Raw genomic sequence first — 13,970 nt, 5'->3', positions numbered from 1 at the left:
GCCTTGCGGCTGGATCGAATTGGGTATCAGCGCCGGGGCGCGGCGAGCCCGGCGAAGATGATCGACAGGACTCGTTCTTGCCTGCGCGGATCCCACCCGCCTCGAACCGCGCCTTGGGTGGTGCTGATCAGCAGCGCGAGGACGTCGTCGGCGGTGACGTCTCGGTCGACGGTCCCGGCGGCTTGCGCCTTGTCCAGCAACCTCGCCAACGTGTCGGCGAATCCGCCGATCGCGGTGTCGATCGGGACGGCGGTCCCCACGTCGGCGAGGAGTTCGACGATCGTCTTCTTCTCGGCCGCTTCGGCGACGAGATGCGCGAAGAACGTGAACAACGCGGTGGCAGGATCGCCGTCGCGGACGAGCCGGTCCGCTTCGTTTTCGAGTCCTTGCAGCAGGTCTTTGACGATCGCGGCCAGCAGGTCCCGCTTGGTGGGAAAATGACGGAAGATCGTGCCGACCGATACCCCTGCGCGCCGGGCGATTTCCTCGGTCGACCCCGCGAACCCTTGGTCGCCGAAGACCTGCTCGGCCGCGGCCAGAATGCGGGCACGGTTACGCCGCGCGTCTGCCCGGCGTGGTGCGGCGCTACCCGATTCGCTGGACGCCACCGATACCGTTCCCTTCCACGAACACTGGACAAGCGGAGTGCCGACTCATATTCTCATTTCGAAAACGGAGTCGCCACTCATCTTGTGGCGGTTCCGATCGAAAGATCCCGGCGGGGGAAGGAATCGAGATCATGACCATCACGACCCAGCAGATGTCGGCCGAGCAGCTGTTTCACCGATTTCTCCGTTACGTGCTCAGCGATCCCGCCGAGCCCATCGATGCGGATCTGTGGGCGACCGACGTGGTGATCGAGGTGCCGTTCGCCCCGGGCGGGATGCGACGGATCGAGGGTCGCGGCCTGTTCCTCGCGCTCGCCGAAGAGGGCCGCCGAACGCTTCCGGTGCGCTTCGAGGAGGTCCACGACGTCGTCGTCCATCGAAGCGTCGACCCGGACACCGTCATCGGCGAATACGAACTGGCAGGCACCCTCACCACAACCGGACAGCCCGCCTCGGCGCGGTTCATCAGCGTGCTCACCGCAGACAACGGGCAGATCGTGCACTGGCGCGAATATCAAGACACCCTCGCGATGCTCGCCGCGCTGGGTCCGCAGTCGCCGTAATCACAGCAGCACCAACGATATTCGACACTGACAGTTCTCCTGCCATCAGTCGGCGGGATCTGGCGTGATGTCATCGGCGGTCACGGCGTACGCCTCGCAATCCCCGCCACCTCGATCACCGGTTCGCATTTCCGGACGAGTCACTAGTTCTGGGCTGCGGCCAAGTGGGTTCGGAAGAACCGGATGCACAGGTCGAGCCATTCGGGCTCGTGCTTCATGGCGCAGTGGTCGTCGTCGGCGTAGAGCACCAGCTGGGCATTGGGCGCGTAGGTGGCGATATCGATGGAATCCTCGACCCTGCACAGGGAGTCGTCGGCTCCGTTGACGACCAGCAGTGGGATCTCGATTCGCCGTAGGTGATCGCGCAGCGACAGCGCCGAAAGCTTGCCCACCATATCCGGCACGCTCGTGGCTCCTACGGTCCGGCGGATGGTGGAGACGATGATTTCGGGAACGCCGATCGACCCCGTCGGCGCGAAGGTGCGGTCGGCCAGCGCACCGTTGGCGACCGCGGCACGCAACCGCGGCTCGACCGCGGCCATACGGGTCGACCAGTACGCGCCGAAGCTGACGCCCAGCATGCCGATTCGCTGCGCGTCGACACGGTGATCGGCGGCGAGGAAGTCGACGACGGCCGAGTACACCCGCTCCGATTCCGGCGTCAGCGGCTGCCGGTAATGGAAGGTGCCGGGCATCTCCATGACGAAATAGGTCATGCCCTCGGCGCGATGCTGCAACAGCGGCAACGTCAGCTCGCCGAGGGTGCCCTCGAGGCCGTTGGTGATGAGCACGGTCGGCAACTGCTCGGCACCCTCCGGCGAGATCAGGTATCCGCGGACTTCATCGGCGCTGCCGAGGGGGATTCGCACCGCCTCCACGGTGATGCCCATGGCCGGGGCGAGCGCGGTGAGCAGGATCTCGCACAGCCGGTGGGAGGTCTCGTATGCCTGCAACCGGCGCGGGCTCCAACCCGGCCAGGACGCGGCGAACTCGTACACCACGACCTTGATCAGCGCATCCAGAGCGACTGCGGCATCACAGTTTTCGGGGTGCAGCGCGCAAAAGCGGTCCACGGCGTCCGGTGGTGCGATCGGGCCGCGGTCGGCGAGGATCTCCACCGCCGGAGCGAGCAGTTCGCCGAGCTTGCGGACCTCCACGTCGGTGGTCGAATCGAGCAGTTCCCGCGTCGACGGCCCGCCGAGTACCGCCAGCGCGGCATCGGCCGTGGCGGTGTGTTCGTCGGCGAACGTCTCCCAGTGCGTGGTCCATCGGTTGTCGTCGAAGGAGTTGCACGCGGCCAATTGGGCGCTGAACACCGCGGGGTCGATCCCACCGAGGTGAGTGAGCCGATCGGCGAAGAGTGCGGGCAGAAACGGCGCCGTGCCGAAACGGTTCGCGGCCCGTTCGGTAGTGCCGGTCAGTGCGAGGGTGCTGACGAAAAGCCTGCGGGCCCGGGATGTGGTCGATGCCACAGTCCTGCCTCCCTATCGGATCGAGGTGCCATAACGGTTGCGGCCGCGGGGCCAGCGTAAGCACCGTCGATGCTAAAAGCAAGACTATTGCGTTAAGAGTTCGCCGGGTTCCGTAGCCAGCGCCAGTGGTCGCGCTGCGGCGTGCCGCACCAACCCAGCCCTATCCGGCCAGGCCTCGCAGGAGGGTGTCGACCATCTGCGCGATCAGCTGGTCGTCGACGGGTCGACGGACGAGCAGGGCCCGGAAATGCAGTGGGGCGATGAGCATTTCGAGGGCAATCCAGGGATCGGCCCCCGGGGCGAGTTCGTCGCGGGCGGCAGCGCGGTCGAAAATGACACTTGCCGCGTGGTACCGGGCTTTCCAGAACTCGGAGCGACCGCCGGCGGTGGCGGGATCGTCGTCGGCGACCGCCATCGCCCTGGCCAGCGCGGTACCCAGCGGCGTGGCCAGATAGGCCTCGACCGCTCGCGCCAGCGCGATCATGTCGCCGCGCAGCGATCCGGTGTCGGGGACCGGCAGCAGCTCCTCGCTGCGCTCCAGCAGCGCATCGAGCACCACGTTCTCGGTTGTCCCCCAACGTCGTTGGATCGATGTCGCATGAACCCCGGCCCGTCGAGCGATATCGCTCATCGTCACCCCGCCCGGGCCGTGTTCGGCCAGGACCTCCAGAGTTGCTTGCAGCACCGCGGTGCGCACTCGCGCGGACCGGCCGCCAGGGCGGCGCCGCACCTCGTCACCAAGCTCATCCTGACTCATCACCCTCACCCTAATGCATGCCTATTGCGTTAACGACGCGCCGCGCGTACTGTTCGTTAAAGCGGAATCTCTGCGTTAAAGGCACGGATCGCCGAAGGAGTCGACATGCCCTACCTATGGCCGCTGAACCCACAGGAGCTGTTCAGCGAGCGGTACGCGCAGATGACCAACACCGGATTGCCCGTCGACGACGTCGACGCGATGCGTGCCGTGATCACGGACATGTGGGCGGACGCCCCGGGCGGCGCGATCCGGTCTGGCCGGTGAGGTCGATGCCGCCGTCGACATCGGCGGGCCGGTCGAAGCCACCTTCGCCGGAACGGGGCCGACCCGGTTCGGCATGGCCGACATCATCGGCAACGCACTGGGATTCGACGCGCCACCCAGCGCCGAGGAACGGATGGCCCGCTACGCGGAAATGTCGCTGCGCCCGCTACTCGATCAGGATCGCAACGCCCCGATGCTGATCATCAACGGCGCCGACGATGTCCACGTCCCGCAGCACGACACCCTGGTCTTCGAGGGACGCCGCGACACCGTCGTCGAGCCGCTGCCCGATACCGGGCATTGTGCGGTCACCAAGCTCCCCGAGGTGGCCTCGACCGTGCTGGACTGGCTCCCCCGCGCCCTGGCCTCCGCCGAGGTCGCCCGGTGACCGGCCTCGAGCTCCTCGACGACTACATCGCCCGGTTCAGCCGTGGGGTCGCTAGGGTGACGACGATCAGCTCGGCGACCTGAATCCGATAGGCCCCCAACAGATTCGCGCGGCAGCCACGCTGGGGTAGGCGTCGTCGAGCGTCAGTGCCGATCGAACCTCGAACACCGCGATCGACCTCATATTCATCCGACATGGTCTTCGGCTTGTCAGCTCGCCACGCCGTCACCAACGTCCATGGTCAGTACACCTAGGTCGTGGGTTCGGTGGCCGTTCGGGCTTGGATGGTGTCGAGGGTGTCGAGCGCTTCTCGGCACCAGTCGACCCAGAGTTGTTCCATCGCGATTCCGGCTTTGAGGACGAGGTGCCGCAGGGCGTCGGCGTCGGTGTCGACAGTGGAGAAGTCGCGAGTCTCGATCTCTGTGTGTTTGACCAGGTCGCTGCCGTGCACGGCGAGATGGTGGGCGATCACTGCGCGCAGCCCGTCGAAGTCGCCGACGGAGGCCGCGGCCCGCGTTTTCACGATCAGGGATTCGCGGGCATGCGTCGGTTCGTCGATCTCGCCGGTCCAGTCGCGCAGGGCGGTTGTTCCCGCCTCGGTGATGGCGAAGCGTTTGGGTTGGCCGCGCCCAGGGCGTTCGGGTTGGGGCACTTCGGCGACCAGGCTGGTGGCGTGGAGCCGGTCGAGCTCCCGGTAGATCTGCTGATGGGAGGCCGACCAGAAGTATCCGTAGAGACGATCGAAGCGTTTGGCCAACTCGAAACCGCTGGATTCGCGTTCGGCCAGCGCTGTGAGGATCGCGAACTGCAGTGCCATTCGCCGAATCTTAGAGAGGTCGCCCGACGGCGGGTTCGTCAGTAGCCGGCGAATACCGGGGCGGACTTGGCCAGAAACGCTGCCACCGCCGTCTTGTGATCACGGGTGCGGCCCGTGCGGGTCATCTGGTCGGCTTCGAAATCCACGGCGGCATCGAGGGTTGTTCCGCAGGCGTGGTTGACCGAAGCCTTGATCGCGGCCAGCGCCGTCGTCGGGCCTGCGGCCAGTTCGTTCGACAGCGAACGCCAGCGTGCTTCGAAGTCGGTGTCGGCGACCACTTGGTGGACGATGCCGAGGCGCAGGGCTTCGGCGGATCCGATGACGCGTGGACGCATCAGTAGGTCCAGCGCGGCGGCACGGCCCGCGATACGGGGCAGGGTCCATGACATCCCGGTGTCGCAGGACAGTCCGATTCCGGCGAAGGCGGTGGTGAAGGCCGCCGACTCCGTGGCGATGCGCAGGTCACACGCCAGCGCCAGCGCCATCCCCGCTCCCGCGGCGGTTCCGTTGACGGCCGCGATCACCGGTTTGGGCATGCTCACCAGCAACTGCACGATCGGGTTGAAGTGTTCGCGCACCAGGTCGCCCAGAACGGTTGCTTCCGGAGCGCTCTGCAATTCCCGCAGGTCTTGTCCGGCGCAGAACGCGCGACCGTTGCCGGTGAGGACGACCGCGCGCACATCGGGATCGGCGGCTGCGGCGGCCAGGTCCCGCCGCAGCCGGTTGCGGGCGGCGGTGTCGATGCTGTTGAACTGCTGGGGCCGATTGAACCGGATGATGGTGGTCGCGCCTTCGGTGCGGGTGTCGATCACGGGAGTGTTGTCGTTCATCGGTTGTCGCTTCCTTCTCGGTTTCAGAGGGTGTCGCAGCGGTGGTGTGGGGTACTGGCGTTGGTGGGTGAGCGCAGATAAGGGCAGTGCTCTTCGAGCAGATGACCGATCACACTCAATCGGCGCGCGTAGTGCCCGATCGAGTCGCGGGCCGCGGGGCCGGGGCGGGTCATCGCGTCGTGACCGATCCAGCGGGCCGTGTCGGTTCGACGGGTCGCCCGCGCCGCGGCGTCGATGGCCCGATCGGGGTCGTCGAGCAGGGTCGTCGTTGCCCACGGGGCGCTGCGGCGCGCGAACTCGATCGCGAGGTACCAGTCGGCGACGCCGGCTCCGGCTGCCTCGTCGTAGGTGAGGGCGGCACCCTTTCGCCGTTCGCCGGTGGAATGGTCGACGATCAGCTGCAGTGCGCGAGCCATCGCGCCGACCGCCTCGTGGCAATAGGCGATGCGCGCGCGGGCGAGCGCGGTGGCAATGGTGGCCGAGTGATCGTGCTCGGGCGTCCCCAGTGGTGTCGCCGCGGCGCGGTCCAGGATCAGCCGCGCGGCGCGGCTGCCGTCGAGGAGGGTGTAGCCGTCGATCTCGACGGCGCGCTGGTCGGGTTCGATCAGGAACAGCCCGGTGCCGTCGCTGTCGGTGTGGGCACTGACGATCAGCAGCGAGGACTCAGCGCCGTAGACGACGGATTCCTTTGTGCCGGACACCGACCAGCCATGCCCCCGTCGGCTCGCCCGGCTGCCCGGATCCCCAGTTGCGTCGGCTTCGGAATGGGCGAATACCGGCAACAAGGTGCCTTGCCCGAGTGAGGTGAGCAGTTCTCGACGTTGTGGCGCGCCGGCCGCGCCGGTGATCAGAGCACCGGTCAGGACCGCCATGGCGACGTAGGGTTCGGGTGCAAGCACCCGGCCGATCTCCTCGGCCACGATTGCCGCTTCGGTCGGTCCGGCCCCGGCCGGGACAGGCTCCCCGCTGCGGCGCGAACCGAGCACGTCCAGCTGCGCCAGCGAACGCCAGATACCGGCATCGAAACCTGACGCGGTGGCGAGGCTGTCGCGACGGGCGTCGAGGTCGGGGTAGCGCAGCGCGAAGACGTCGTGCAGGTTCTTGCGCAGCGCGGGCTGATCGAGTTCGAAGGTCGAATCCATTGTTGGCCTTGGTTGTTCGTGGTCGCATGCGAGTCCTACCGCGGGGGTTGCGTGATCATCTCGCCGATGACTGTGCGGCTCGGCGCGGAAGGCTGCCCGGCGCGCTCGAGCATGGATGCCAGGTCGCGGCGGGCTCGGTCGTACTGCTGGGTGAGCGACCCGACCACGGGCAGGGACAGACGGCGGGAAAGCCACAGCGGTGAATCCTTCGAGACGGAAAGCGGCGAAGACGCCGCCGGGACTGCGCTTGAACCCGACGTTATTTCCAGCGAAGGCTTTATGTAACAAGTTGCACAAAAAGTGTGGCATCGCTCACTTTGCGGACCCCTCCAGCCCGGGGCCCGTGGGTTATCCGCCAGCTGCCAACCGAGGTGCAGCAGTCCGACCAAGGGCGTGACCAGCACGTTCACCGACGTCGGCGGATTGGACGACAAGCGATCGTGATTGCCGACACACTTTTTATGCAACTTGTTGCACAATGCGCGGCGGTCCCCATAGCCTCCTGTGCACCGCCTCGGGCCACCCCGCACCAGTCATGCGAACCCGGGCGATCCATCCACGTTCGACGCGCCAAGGAGAGCCGCGCATGGACATTCAGTTCGATTTCACCGGTAAGAAGGTCGTGATCTTCGGAGGCACGACCGGCATCAACTTCGGCATCGCCGAAGCCTTCGCCGCCCATGGCGCGGCCGTGGTGGTGGTCAGCCGCAAACGCGACAACGTCGACGCCGCGATCGCGCGGCTCGACGTGCACGGCGTGCCGGTCGGCGGCTTCGTGGCCGATGTGCGCGACATGCGGGCCGTGGAAGAGGTTTTCGAGTCGATCCGCACCGAGTGGGGAGCCATCGATGTCCTGATCTCGGGCGCGGCGGGCAACTTCCTCGCCGAGGCCTCGGCGCTGTCGTCGAATGGCTTCAAGGTGGTCGTCGACATCGACCTCAACGGCACCTTCCATGTGATGCGCGCCGGGCTCGACTACCTCGCTCCGGGCGCTTCGGTCATCAACATCACCGCCCCGCAGGCCTCGATCCCGGTCCGCTACCAAGCCCACGTGTGTGCGGCCAAAGCCGGTGTCGACCAACTGACCCGGGTGCTGGCCCTGGAATGGGGCGCCAAGGGGATCCGCGTCAATGCCATCGCTCCCGGCCCGATCGCCGGCACCGAGGGGATGGCGCGGTTGACCCCGCACGACGACGGCGCCGCCATCAAGACGGTGCCACTGGGAAGGCTTGGCACCAAAGACGATGTCGCCGGCCTGGCGATGTTCCTGTCGTCCTCGGCGGCCCGCTACATCTCCGGGGCGATCATCCCCTGCGACGGCGGCGGCTCGGGCGAAAGCGTTCTCCAGATCCAGGAAGCCGGACGGTTCCTGGCAGCAGCCGCCCAACAGTAAGCCCCCGTCGCGACACCTTCCCCGCTTCGCCAGCCGCGGGCCGCTACAGCCCGACAGCACTGGCCCCCAATGGTTTCCGTTCACCGCCTCATCGCCGCCACCGCAGAAAGATCCGACGTGCAACGCCACATCTTCGACACCGAACACAACGACTTCCGCGACCTCGTACGCACCTTCCTCGCCAAAGAGGTACTGCCGCACTACGAACAGTGGGAAAAGGACGGCGCAGTCTCCCGTGAGGTCTGGCTCGCCGCAGGCCGCCAGGGCCTGCTCGGCCTGTCCGCACCGGAAGAATTCGGCGGCGGGGGCACCACCGACTTCCGCTACAGCGCCATCATCGCCGAAGAACTCGCCAGTGCGGGCGTGCCCGGACTCGCGCTGGGACTGCACAACGACATGGTCGGCTCCTACCTGATCGGCCTGAGCAACGAGGAACAAAAGAGGCGCTGGCTGCCCGGCTTCTGCAGCGGCGAAACGATCGGCGCGATCGCCATGACCGAACCCGGCGGCGGCTCCGACCTCCAAGGCATCAGCACCCACGCCCAGGATCGCGGCGATCACTGGCTGCTCAACGGCTCCAAGACCTTCATCTCCAACGGCATCCTTGCCGATCTGGTCATCGTGGTCGCCAAAACCACCCCAGAAGGCGGGTCACGAGGCCTGTCACTGCTCGTGGTGGAACGCGGCATGGACGGCTTCGAACGCGGCCGCAACCTCGACAAACTCGGCCAGAAGGCCCAGGACACAGCGGAACTGTTCTTCAACGACGTCAAGGTGCCCAAGGAGAATCTGCTCGGACAACTCGACGGCGCGTTCCTGCACCTGGTCACCAACCTGGCCACCGAGCGGCTCCACATCGCCGCAGCCGCGATCGCGGTGGCGGAGCACATGCTCGACATCACCACCCGGTACGTCAAGGAGCGCGAAGCGTTCGGGCGACCGCTGGCCAAGCTGCAACACGTGCGCTTCGAGATCGCCGAGATGGCCACCGAGTGCGCCGTCACCCGGAGCTTCATCGACCGGTGCATCATCGATCACTCCGGCGGCGAACTCGATGCCGTGCACGCCTCCATGGCGAAATGGTGGGCCACCGAACTGCAAAAACGAGTCACCGACCGGTGCCTGCAACTGCACGGCGGCTACGGCTACATGACCGAGTACCCGGTCGCGAAGGCCTTCGTGGACGGACGCGTGCAGACCATCTACGGCGGCGCCACCGAGATCATGAAGGAGATCATCGGCCGCTCACTTCTCGCCTCCTGACCAATCCCTCGACCGCAGCAAACCGGCCTTATATTCAACCAAGTGGTTGACCATTGCCGCTGATGCGCGCATACTCAACCATGTGGTTGAACATGAATCCGATCGGCTGGACGCGCTGTTCCACGCGCTGTCGCACCCCACACGGCGGGCCATGTTGCGCACGCTGGCCGAGGGCGCGCACAGTGTCGGCGAGTTGGCCGAGCCGTACGCGATGACACTGGCCGGGGCGTCCAAGCACATCCAGGTGCTCGAGCGCGCGGGGTTGGTGCGGCGGACGGTGCACGGTCGGGTTCACGTCTGCCGCCTCGACGCGCGGCCGATCCGGGACGGCGCCGAGTGGATGCGCTTCTACGAGCGCTTCTGGACCGAGCGACTCGACAGGCTCGAAGAACTACTCCGAACCGAGGATGAATCATGACGGCACAACGGATTTCCGACTACGGCACCGTGACCGAACCCGGCGCGGTGCGCATGGAACGGCTGCTGCCCGGCCCCATCGAGCGGGTGTGGCGGTACCTGACCGACGCGGAGCTGCGGCGCACCTGGCTGGCGGGCGGTGAGATGACGCAGGCGGCAGGCGGCTCGGTCGAATTGATCTTCCGCAATTCCGAACTCACCGATGCCGACGATCCGGCGCCGCCGCAGTACGCGAACGAGCACCGGATGCAGGGCGAGGTGCTGGCGTGTGAGCCGCCGCGGCTGCTGTCGTTCACCTGGGGCGACGGGTCGGAGGTGACGTTCACGCTGGAACAGGTGGGCGAGCAGGTCCGCCTGGAACTCACCCACCGCCGCCTCCCCGACCGCGACGCCCTGCTCAACGTCTCCGGCGGCTGGCACAGCCACCTCGACCTGCTCGTCGCCCGGCTGTCCGGAGGCACGCCGGAACCGTTCTGGCCCAAGCTCGCTCGGCTCGAGAAGGACTACGCCGAGCGCATCCCGGAGTAGCGGCCGAGCCGCCCTGCTCGCTCGGCGAGCAGGGCGGCGGACAGCTCGCGATCCCTCGCTCTTCGCCCGACAGCTGATGGCCCGACGTTCAGGCGACGAGCAGGCTGATCGTCTCGGTGACGCGGGCGGGTTTGCCGGAACCTCAGCGGCCGGCGAATTCGGCTGTCGTGCGGGTCAGGAAGGCCTGGATGCCGATGGCGGCGTCCTCGGTGGTGAACAGCTTCTGCACGGTGGGCACGAGCTCGGCTTCGGCGGCGGCCTCGCCCTCGCGTTCGGCCAGGCGCGCGTTGCGCAGGGTTGCCTGCACACCGAGTGGCGCCTGTCGCGCGATGACTCGCGCGATCTCGATCGCCCGTTCGACGTGCGTGTCGTCGGGTACGACTTCCTGGACGACGCCGATCCGGTGCGCTTCGGCGGCGTCGAACTCCTCGGCCGTCAGCAGCCAACGCATGGCGTTACCCCACCCCGCGGCACGCGGGAAGCGGATGGTCGTTCCGCCGAACGGGTAGATGCCGCGCGAGATCTCGAGTTGGGCGAAGGCGGTCGATTCGGCGGCCACCACGATGTCGGCGGCGAGCATCAGTTCGATGCCGAGGGTGAGGACTTTGCCGTGCACCGCGGCGACGATCGGCTTGGAGACCCGTTTGCCCTCGACTTGCCACGGGTTGATCCCGCCCTCCGGGACCATCGAGTTGCCCGCCTGGATCTCCCCGGCGACGCTGGCCAGATCCAAGCCGGAGGTGAACATCGTTCCCTCGCCGTAGAGAACGGCGGCGCGCACGCTGTCGTCGCGGTCGAGTTCGCCGAAGGCGGTGGCCAGTTCCCGCAGCATCGTGATGTCGAAGGCGTTGCGTTTGGCCGGGCGGTCGAGGCCGATGATCTGCACCGCGCCGCGGCGGCGAACGGTGAGGGTTTCGTAGGTCATGAGTATTTCAGTCCTTTCGGGGGTTCGGGCACGATGACGGCTTCAGGCATGGGGCTGCTTCTTTCGCTGGAACGCGGTGACCGCCGAGAGCACCAGCGCCGAGGGATTGACGTGATCGGGGAACCTCGACCGCATGTGCGTGACCAGTTCGCGCGAGTTCGCGCTGCTGTCGACGTGCGCGGCGAATTGTTCTATGTAGTCACGGGTTTCGGCGATGCAGTCGGCGGTGTCGGCGGCGCCGGGCCGTTTGTGCCCGGCTACGACGGTGGCGGGGTTCAGCGCGGCGATGACATCGACGCTGCCCAGCCATTTCTGCCATTCCGCGGGCCCGCTGACGGCGAGGAAGGGATTGACTCCGTTGTAGATCGCGTCGCCCGCGACGACCGCCGCGATCGAGGGGATGTGCAGGATCGCCGTGGGAGCGATGTCGGCCTGGGGGATTTCGAGGACGTGGACCGCGATGCCGTCGACCGACAGGGTCGGCTCGTCGAGAGGTTCGGGCACGACCGCGTTGTCGAGGGCCTGCCCGGCGAAGAATTCGCGGGCGTAGGCGCGATCGGAGTCGATGCTCGCGGCGATGTGCGCTGCCACCGATGCCACCGCTACCGGCCGGGCTTCGGGGAACCGGTCGAGCAATCGCTGGAGCCCGAAGTAATGGTCGGAATGGCCGTGGGTGACGAAGATCGTGGTCAACCGCTTGCCGGAGGCTTCGATGCGCCTGATGACCTCGTCGACGTCGGCGGCCCGGTACTGGGTGTCGACGAGCAGCGCCTCGCTGGGACCGGTGACGAGGGTCGAGGTGGTCGGCGAGAACATCCCTCCGTTGGGGAGGTCGAATGCCTCGCTGGTGTAGACGTCCAGTATCAGTTTGTCGCTCATTGGATTTCGCCTTCGCGGATGGCTTCGGCCAGGGAGTGGACCCGGCTGAGGTGGTGGGCGCCGTAGAAGTCGGCCTCGCGCAGCCGTCGCAGGTCGTCCTCGGTGGGTTCGGGATGGGCGAGCAGCGCGGCGGAAATGATGCGCGCGTGCATCCACGCCCCGGCGATGAGGGCCATCATGGTCAGGTAGTTCACCGAGCCCGCGTACGCGTCGCGTCGATCGTTCGCCGCCAGTTCCAGCAGCCTTCGAGTCGTGTCGCGGGCGCACTCGATCGCACGGTCCAGCCGCTCGACAGTGCGCCGCACCACCGGATGTTGCGATTGCCGCAACGGAACCAAGTCGCCGGCGATCAACCCGAGCGCCAGTTCTGCGGTGGCGCCTTTGTCGCGAATGACCTTGCGGCCCACCAGGTCGTTGGATTGGATCCCGGTCGTGCCCTCGTAGATGGGCAGGATCCTGGCGTCGCGGTAGTACTGGGCGGCGCCGGTCTCCTCGATGAACCCCATGCCACCGTGCACCTGGATGGCGTCGGAGGCGATGCGCACGGATTCCTCGGTGAACCAGCCCTTCATGACCGGCACGAAGAATTCGGCCAGCTGCGCAGCCTGCTGGGAGTCGTCGCGCCGCCAGCGGTCGCACCACTCCCCCAGTTGCAGTGAGAACGCGCGCATCGCCGAGAGGGAACTCGACATCGACAGCAGCAGGCGCGCGACATCGGGGTGCTCGGCGATCGGGGAGTCTGTGGGGCGTCCGAGCACCCGGCCCTGCACTCGCTGTTCGGCGTAGTCGCGGGCCTGCTGGTAGGCGCGGTCGGCGATGCCCAATCCCTGCAGGCCGACGCCGATGCGCGTGTTGTTCATCATGACGAACATCGCCATCAGGCCGAAGTGTTGTCGTCCCACGAGATGACCGACCGCGTCGTCGTATTCGAGTACGCAGGTGGGGCTGGCGTGGATGCCGAGCTTGTGTTCCAGCGCGAGAGTCGTGACGCGGTTCCGTTCCCCGACGCCGCCGTCGCGGCCGGGCAGGAATTTCGGCACCACGAACAGCGAGAGCCCGGCCAGCCCTTCCGGTGCGTCCGGGGTCCGGGCCAGGACCAAATGGACGATGTTCTCGGTCAGGTCGTGGTCGCCCCAGGTGATGAAGATCTTCTGGCCCCGCACGGACCAGGTGCCGTCGTCGTTGGGACGGGCGGTGGTGCGGATGGCGGCCAGATCCGTCCCGGACTGGGGTTCGGTCAGGTTCATCGTTCCGGTCCATTCGCCGGACACCATCTTGGGCAGGTACGTCGCGCGCAGTTCCTCGCTCCCGGCGGTCTGCAGCGCGGTGATCGCGGCGGTGGACAGCCCCCAGCACAGCGAGAACGCCGTGTTGGCCGCGGTCCACAATTCCGAGACGGCGTTGTAGACCATCAATGGCACACCGCCGCCGCCGATCTCGCTGTCCAGGCCGAAACCGACCCATCCGGCTTCGGCGAAAGAACGGTAGGCCTTGACGTACCCGGGCGGGGTGGTCACCACGCCCTCGGCCAGCACGCTGCCGACCCGGTCGCCGACGGGATTGAGCGGATGCATCACCTGCACCGCGAAATCGGCTGCGGTGGTGAGGATGTCGTTCACATCGGCGGCGTTCAGCTCGCCGTTGCCGAGGGTGTGCAGCAGCTCGTCGCCGAATACGTGGGTGTAGAGGAAGTCGTAGTCGTCGATGGGCGGTCGATACAT

The 13,970-nt window shown here is 67.0% G+C and carries 16 protein-coding genes; 7 read left to right on the top strand and 9 right to left on the bottom strand.

Annotated features, from left to right (window positions below):
* Nucleotides 1-26 precede the first annotated feature (26 nt).
* Nucleotides 27-608 carry a TetR/AcrR family transcriptional regulator gene (locus AC3EO7_RS01480; RefSeq protein ID WP_435590234.1) on the bottom strand — a complete coding sequence of 194 codons (582 nt, stop codon included), beginning with the start codon at nt 606-608 and terminating at the stop codon, nt 27-29.
* 131 nt (nt 609-739) lie between these two features.
* Between AC3EO7_RS01480 and AC3EO7_RS01475 the strand changes: the two genes are divergently transcribed.
* Nucleotides 740-1,171, top strand: coding sequence for a nuclear transport factor 2 family protein (locus tag AC3EO7_RS01475; protein ID WP_435590233.1), 432 nt, complete (start codon nt 740-742; stop codon nt 1,169-1,171).
* A 143-nt stretch (nt 1,172-1,314) separates the two neighbouring features.
* Here the strand turns inward: AC3EO7_RS01475 and AC3EO7_RS01470 are convergent, their stop codons facing one another.
* Nucleotides 1,315-2,643, bottom strand: coding sequence for an alpha/beta hydrolase family protein (locus tag AC3EO7_RS01470; protein ID WP_435590232.1), 1,329 nt, complete (start codon nt 2,641-2,643; stop codon nt 1,315-1,317).
* Nucleotides 2,644-2,803: 160 nt separating this feature from the next.
* Nucleotides 2,804-3,400 carry a TetR/AcrR family transcriptional regulator gene (locus AC3EO7_RS01465; protein ID WP_435590231.1) on the bottom strand — a complete coding sequence of 199 codons (597 nt, stop codon included), beginning with the start codon at nt 3,398-3,400 and terminating at the stop codon, nt 2,804-2,806.
* A gap of 105 nt (nt 3,401-3,505) precedes the next feature.
* Between AC3EO7_RS01465 and AC3EO7_RS01460 the strand changes: the two genes are divergently transcribed.
* On the top strand, nt 3,506-3,667 hold the full coding sequence (locus AC3EO7_RS01460; protein WP_435590230.1) for a hypothetical protein: 162 nt from the start codon (nt 3,506-3,508) through the stop codon (nt 3,665-3,667).
* Between the two features lie 73 nt (nt 3,668-3,740).
* On the top strand, nt 3,741-4,055 hold the full coding sequence (locus tag AC3EO7_RS01455) for an alpha/beta hydrolase (RefSeq protein WP_435590229.1): 315 nt from the start codon (nt 3,741-3,743) through the stop codon (nt 4,053-4,055).
* 250 nt (nt 4,056-4,305) lie between these two features.
* Here AC3EO7_RS01455 and AC3EO7_RS01450 read toward each other — a convergent pair whose 3' ends face one another.
* The 3 genes from AC3EO7_RS01450 to AC3EO7_RS01440 are packed head-to-tail and all read right to left on the bottom strand — an operon-like array spanning nt 4,306 to nt 6,844.
* On the bottom strand, nt 4,306-4,872 hold the full coding sequence (locus AC3EO7_RS01450; protein ID WP_435590228.1) for a PadR family transcriptional regulator: 567 nt from the start codon (nt 4,870-4,872) through the stop codon (nt 4,306-4,308).
* A gap of 38 nt (nt 4,873-4,910) precedes the next feature.
* Nucleotides 4,911-5,702 (bottom strand): enoyl-CoA hydratase-related protein, encoded by a 792-nt coding sequence (locus AC3EO7_RS01445; RefSeq protein WP_431972664.1) that lies wholly within the window; start codon nt 5,700-5,702, stop codon nt 4,911-4,913.
* 23 nt (nt 5,703-5,725) lie between these two features.
* Nucleotides 5,726-6,844, bottom strand: a complete 1,119-nt coding sequence (locus tag AC3EO7_RS01440) for an acyl-CoA dehydrogenase family protein (RefSeq protein WP_431972665.1) — start codon at nt 6,842-6,844, stop codon at nt 5,726-5,728.
* Between the two features lie 535 nt (nt 6,845-7,379).
* Between AC3EO7_RS01440 and AC3EO7_RS01435 the strand changes: the two genes are divergently transcribed.
* The 4 genes from AC3EO7_RS01435 to AC3EO7_RS01420 all read left to right on the top strand — a co-directional run bounded on the left by AC3EO7_RS01435 (nt 7,380) and on the right by AC3EO7_RS01420 (nt 10,445).
* Complete coding sequence (locus AC3EO7_RS01435) at nt 7,380-8,237, top strand: SDR family oxidoreductase (RefSeq protein ID WP_431972666.1); 858 nt, start codon at nt 7,380-7,382, stop codon at nt 8,235-8,237.
* Between the two features lie 117 nt (nt 8,238-8,354).
* Nucleotides 8,355-9,500, top strand: a complete 1,146-nt coding sequence (locus tag AC3EO7_RS01430; RefSeq protein WP_431972667.1) for an acyl-CoA dehydrogenase family protein — start codon at nt 8,355-8,357, stop codon at nt 9,498-9,500.
* Between the two features lie 82 nt (nt 9,501-9,582).
* Nucleotides 9,583-9,918 carry an ArsR/SmtB family transcription factor gene (locus AC3EO7_RS01425; protein ID WP_435590227.1) on the top strand — a complete coding sequence of 112 codons (336 nt, stop codon included), beginning with the start codon at nt 9,583-9,585 and terminating at the stop codon, nt 9,916-9,918.
* Nucleotides 9,915-10,445: an SRPBCC family protein gene (locus AC3EO7_RS01420; RefSeq protein WP_431972669.1), complete on the top strand. Its 531-nt coding sequence runs from the start codon at nt 9,915-9,917 to the stop codon at nt 10,443-10,445. The genes AC3EO7_RS01425 and AC3EO7_RS01420 overlap by 4 nt, the downstream gene beginning before the upstream one ends.
* 142 nt (nt 10,446-10,587) lie before the next feature.
* Here the strand turns inward: AC3EO7_RS01420 and AC3EO7_RS01415 are convergent, their stop codons facing one another.
* From AC3EO7_RS01415 to AC3EO7_RS01405, 3 genes are read right to left on the bottom strand one after another with little or no spacing between them, the layout of a single operon-like run.
* The gene (locus AC3EO7_RS01415; RefSeq protein WP_435590226.1) at nt 10,588-11,370 is read right to left on the bottom strand and encodes a crotonase/enoyl-CoA hydratase family protein; all 783 of its coding nucleotides are present in this window, start codon (nt 11,368-11,370) and stop codon (nt 10,588-10,590) included.
* A 42-nt stretch (nt 11,371-11,412) separates the two neighbouring features.
* Complete coding sequence (locus tag AC3EO7_RS01410) at nt 11,413-12,249, bottom strand: MBL fold metallo-hydrolase (protein ID WP_435590225.1); 837 nt, start codon at nt 12,247-12,249, stop codon at nt 11,413-11,415.
* Complete coding sequence (locus AC3EO7_RS01405; protein WP_431972672.1) at nt 12,246-13,970, bottom strand: acyl-CoA dehydrogenase family protein; 1,725 nt, start codon at nt 13,968-13,970, stop codon at nt 12,246-12,248. The genes AC3EO7_RS01410 and AC3EO7_RS01405 overlap by 4 nt, the downstream gene beginning before the upstream one ends.

Source organism: Nocardia sp. bgisy118 (genome assembly GCF_057708605.1).
The sequence above is the reverse complement of the archived record's forward strand: the minus strand, read 5'-3'. Positions and strand labels throughout refer to the sequence as shown.

Excerpts from the sequence above, each read along its gene's own strand:
- AC3EO7_RS01475 (WP_435590233.1), top strand. The coding sequence starts at position 740 with ATGACCATCACGACCCAGCAGATGTCGGCCGAGCAGCTGTTTCACCGA.
- AC3EO7_RS01465 (WP_435590231.1), bottom strand. The coding sequence starts at position 3,400 with ATGAGTCAGGATGAGCTTGGTGACGAGGTGCGGCGCCGCCCTGGCGGC.
- AC3EO7_RS01460 (WP_435590230.1), top strand. The coding sequence starts at position 3,506 with ATGCCCTACCTATGGCCGCTGAACCCACAGGAGCTGTTCAGCGAGCGG.
- AC3EO7_RS01455 (WP_435590229.1), top strand. The coding sequence starts at position 3,741 with ATGGCCGACATCATCGGCAACGCACTGGGATTCGACGCGCCACCCAGC.
- AC3EO7_RS01450 (WP_435590228.1), bottom strand. The coding sequence starts at position 4,872 with ATGGCACTGCAGTTCGCGATCCTCACAGCGCTGGCCGAACGCGAATCC.
- AC3EO7_RS01445 (WP_431972664.1), bottom strand. The coding sequence starts at position 5,702 with ATGAACGACAACACTCCCGTGATCGACACCCGCACCGAAGGCGCGACC.
- AC3EO7_RS01440 (WP_431972665.1), bottom strand. The coding sequence starts at position 6,844 with ATGGATTCGACCTTCGAACTCGATCAGCCCGCGCTGCGCAAGAACCTG.
- AC3EO7_RS01435 (WP_431972666.1), top strand. The coding sequence starts at position 7,380 with ATGCGAACCCGGGCGATCCATCCACGTTCGACGCGCCAAGGAGAGCCG.
- AC3EO7_RS01420 (WP_431972669.1), top strand. The coding sequence starts at position 9,915 with ATGACGGCACAACGGATTTCCGACTACGGCACCGTGACCGAACCCGGC.
- AC3EO7_RS01415 (WP_435590226.1), bottom strand. The coding sequence starts at position 11,370 with ATGACCTACGAAACCCTCACCGTTCGCCGCCGCGGCGCGGTGCAGATC.
- AC3EO7_RS01410 (WP_435590225.1), bottom strand. The coding sequence starts at position 12,249 with ATGAGCGACAAACTGATACTGGACGTCTACACCAGCGAGGCATTCGAC.
- AC3EO7_RS01405 (WP_431972672.1), bottom strand. The coding sequence starts at position 13,970 with ATGTATCGACCGCCCATCGACGACTACGACTTCCTCTACACCCACGTA.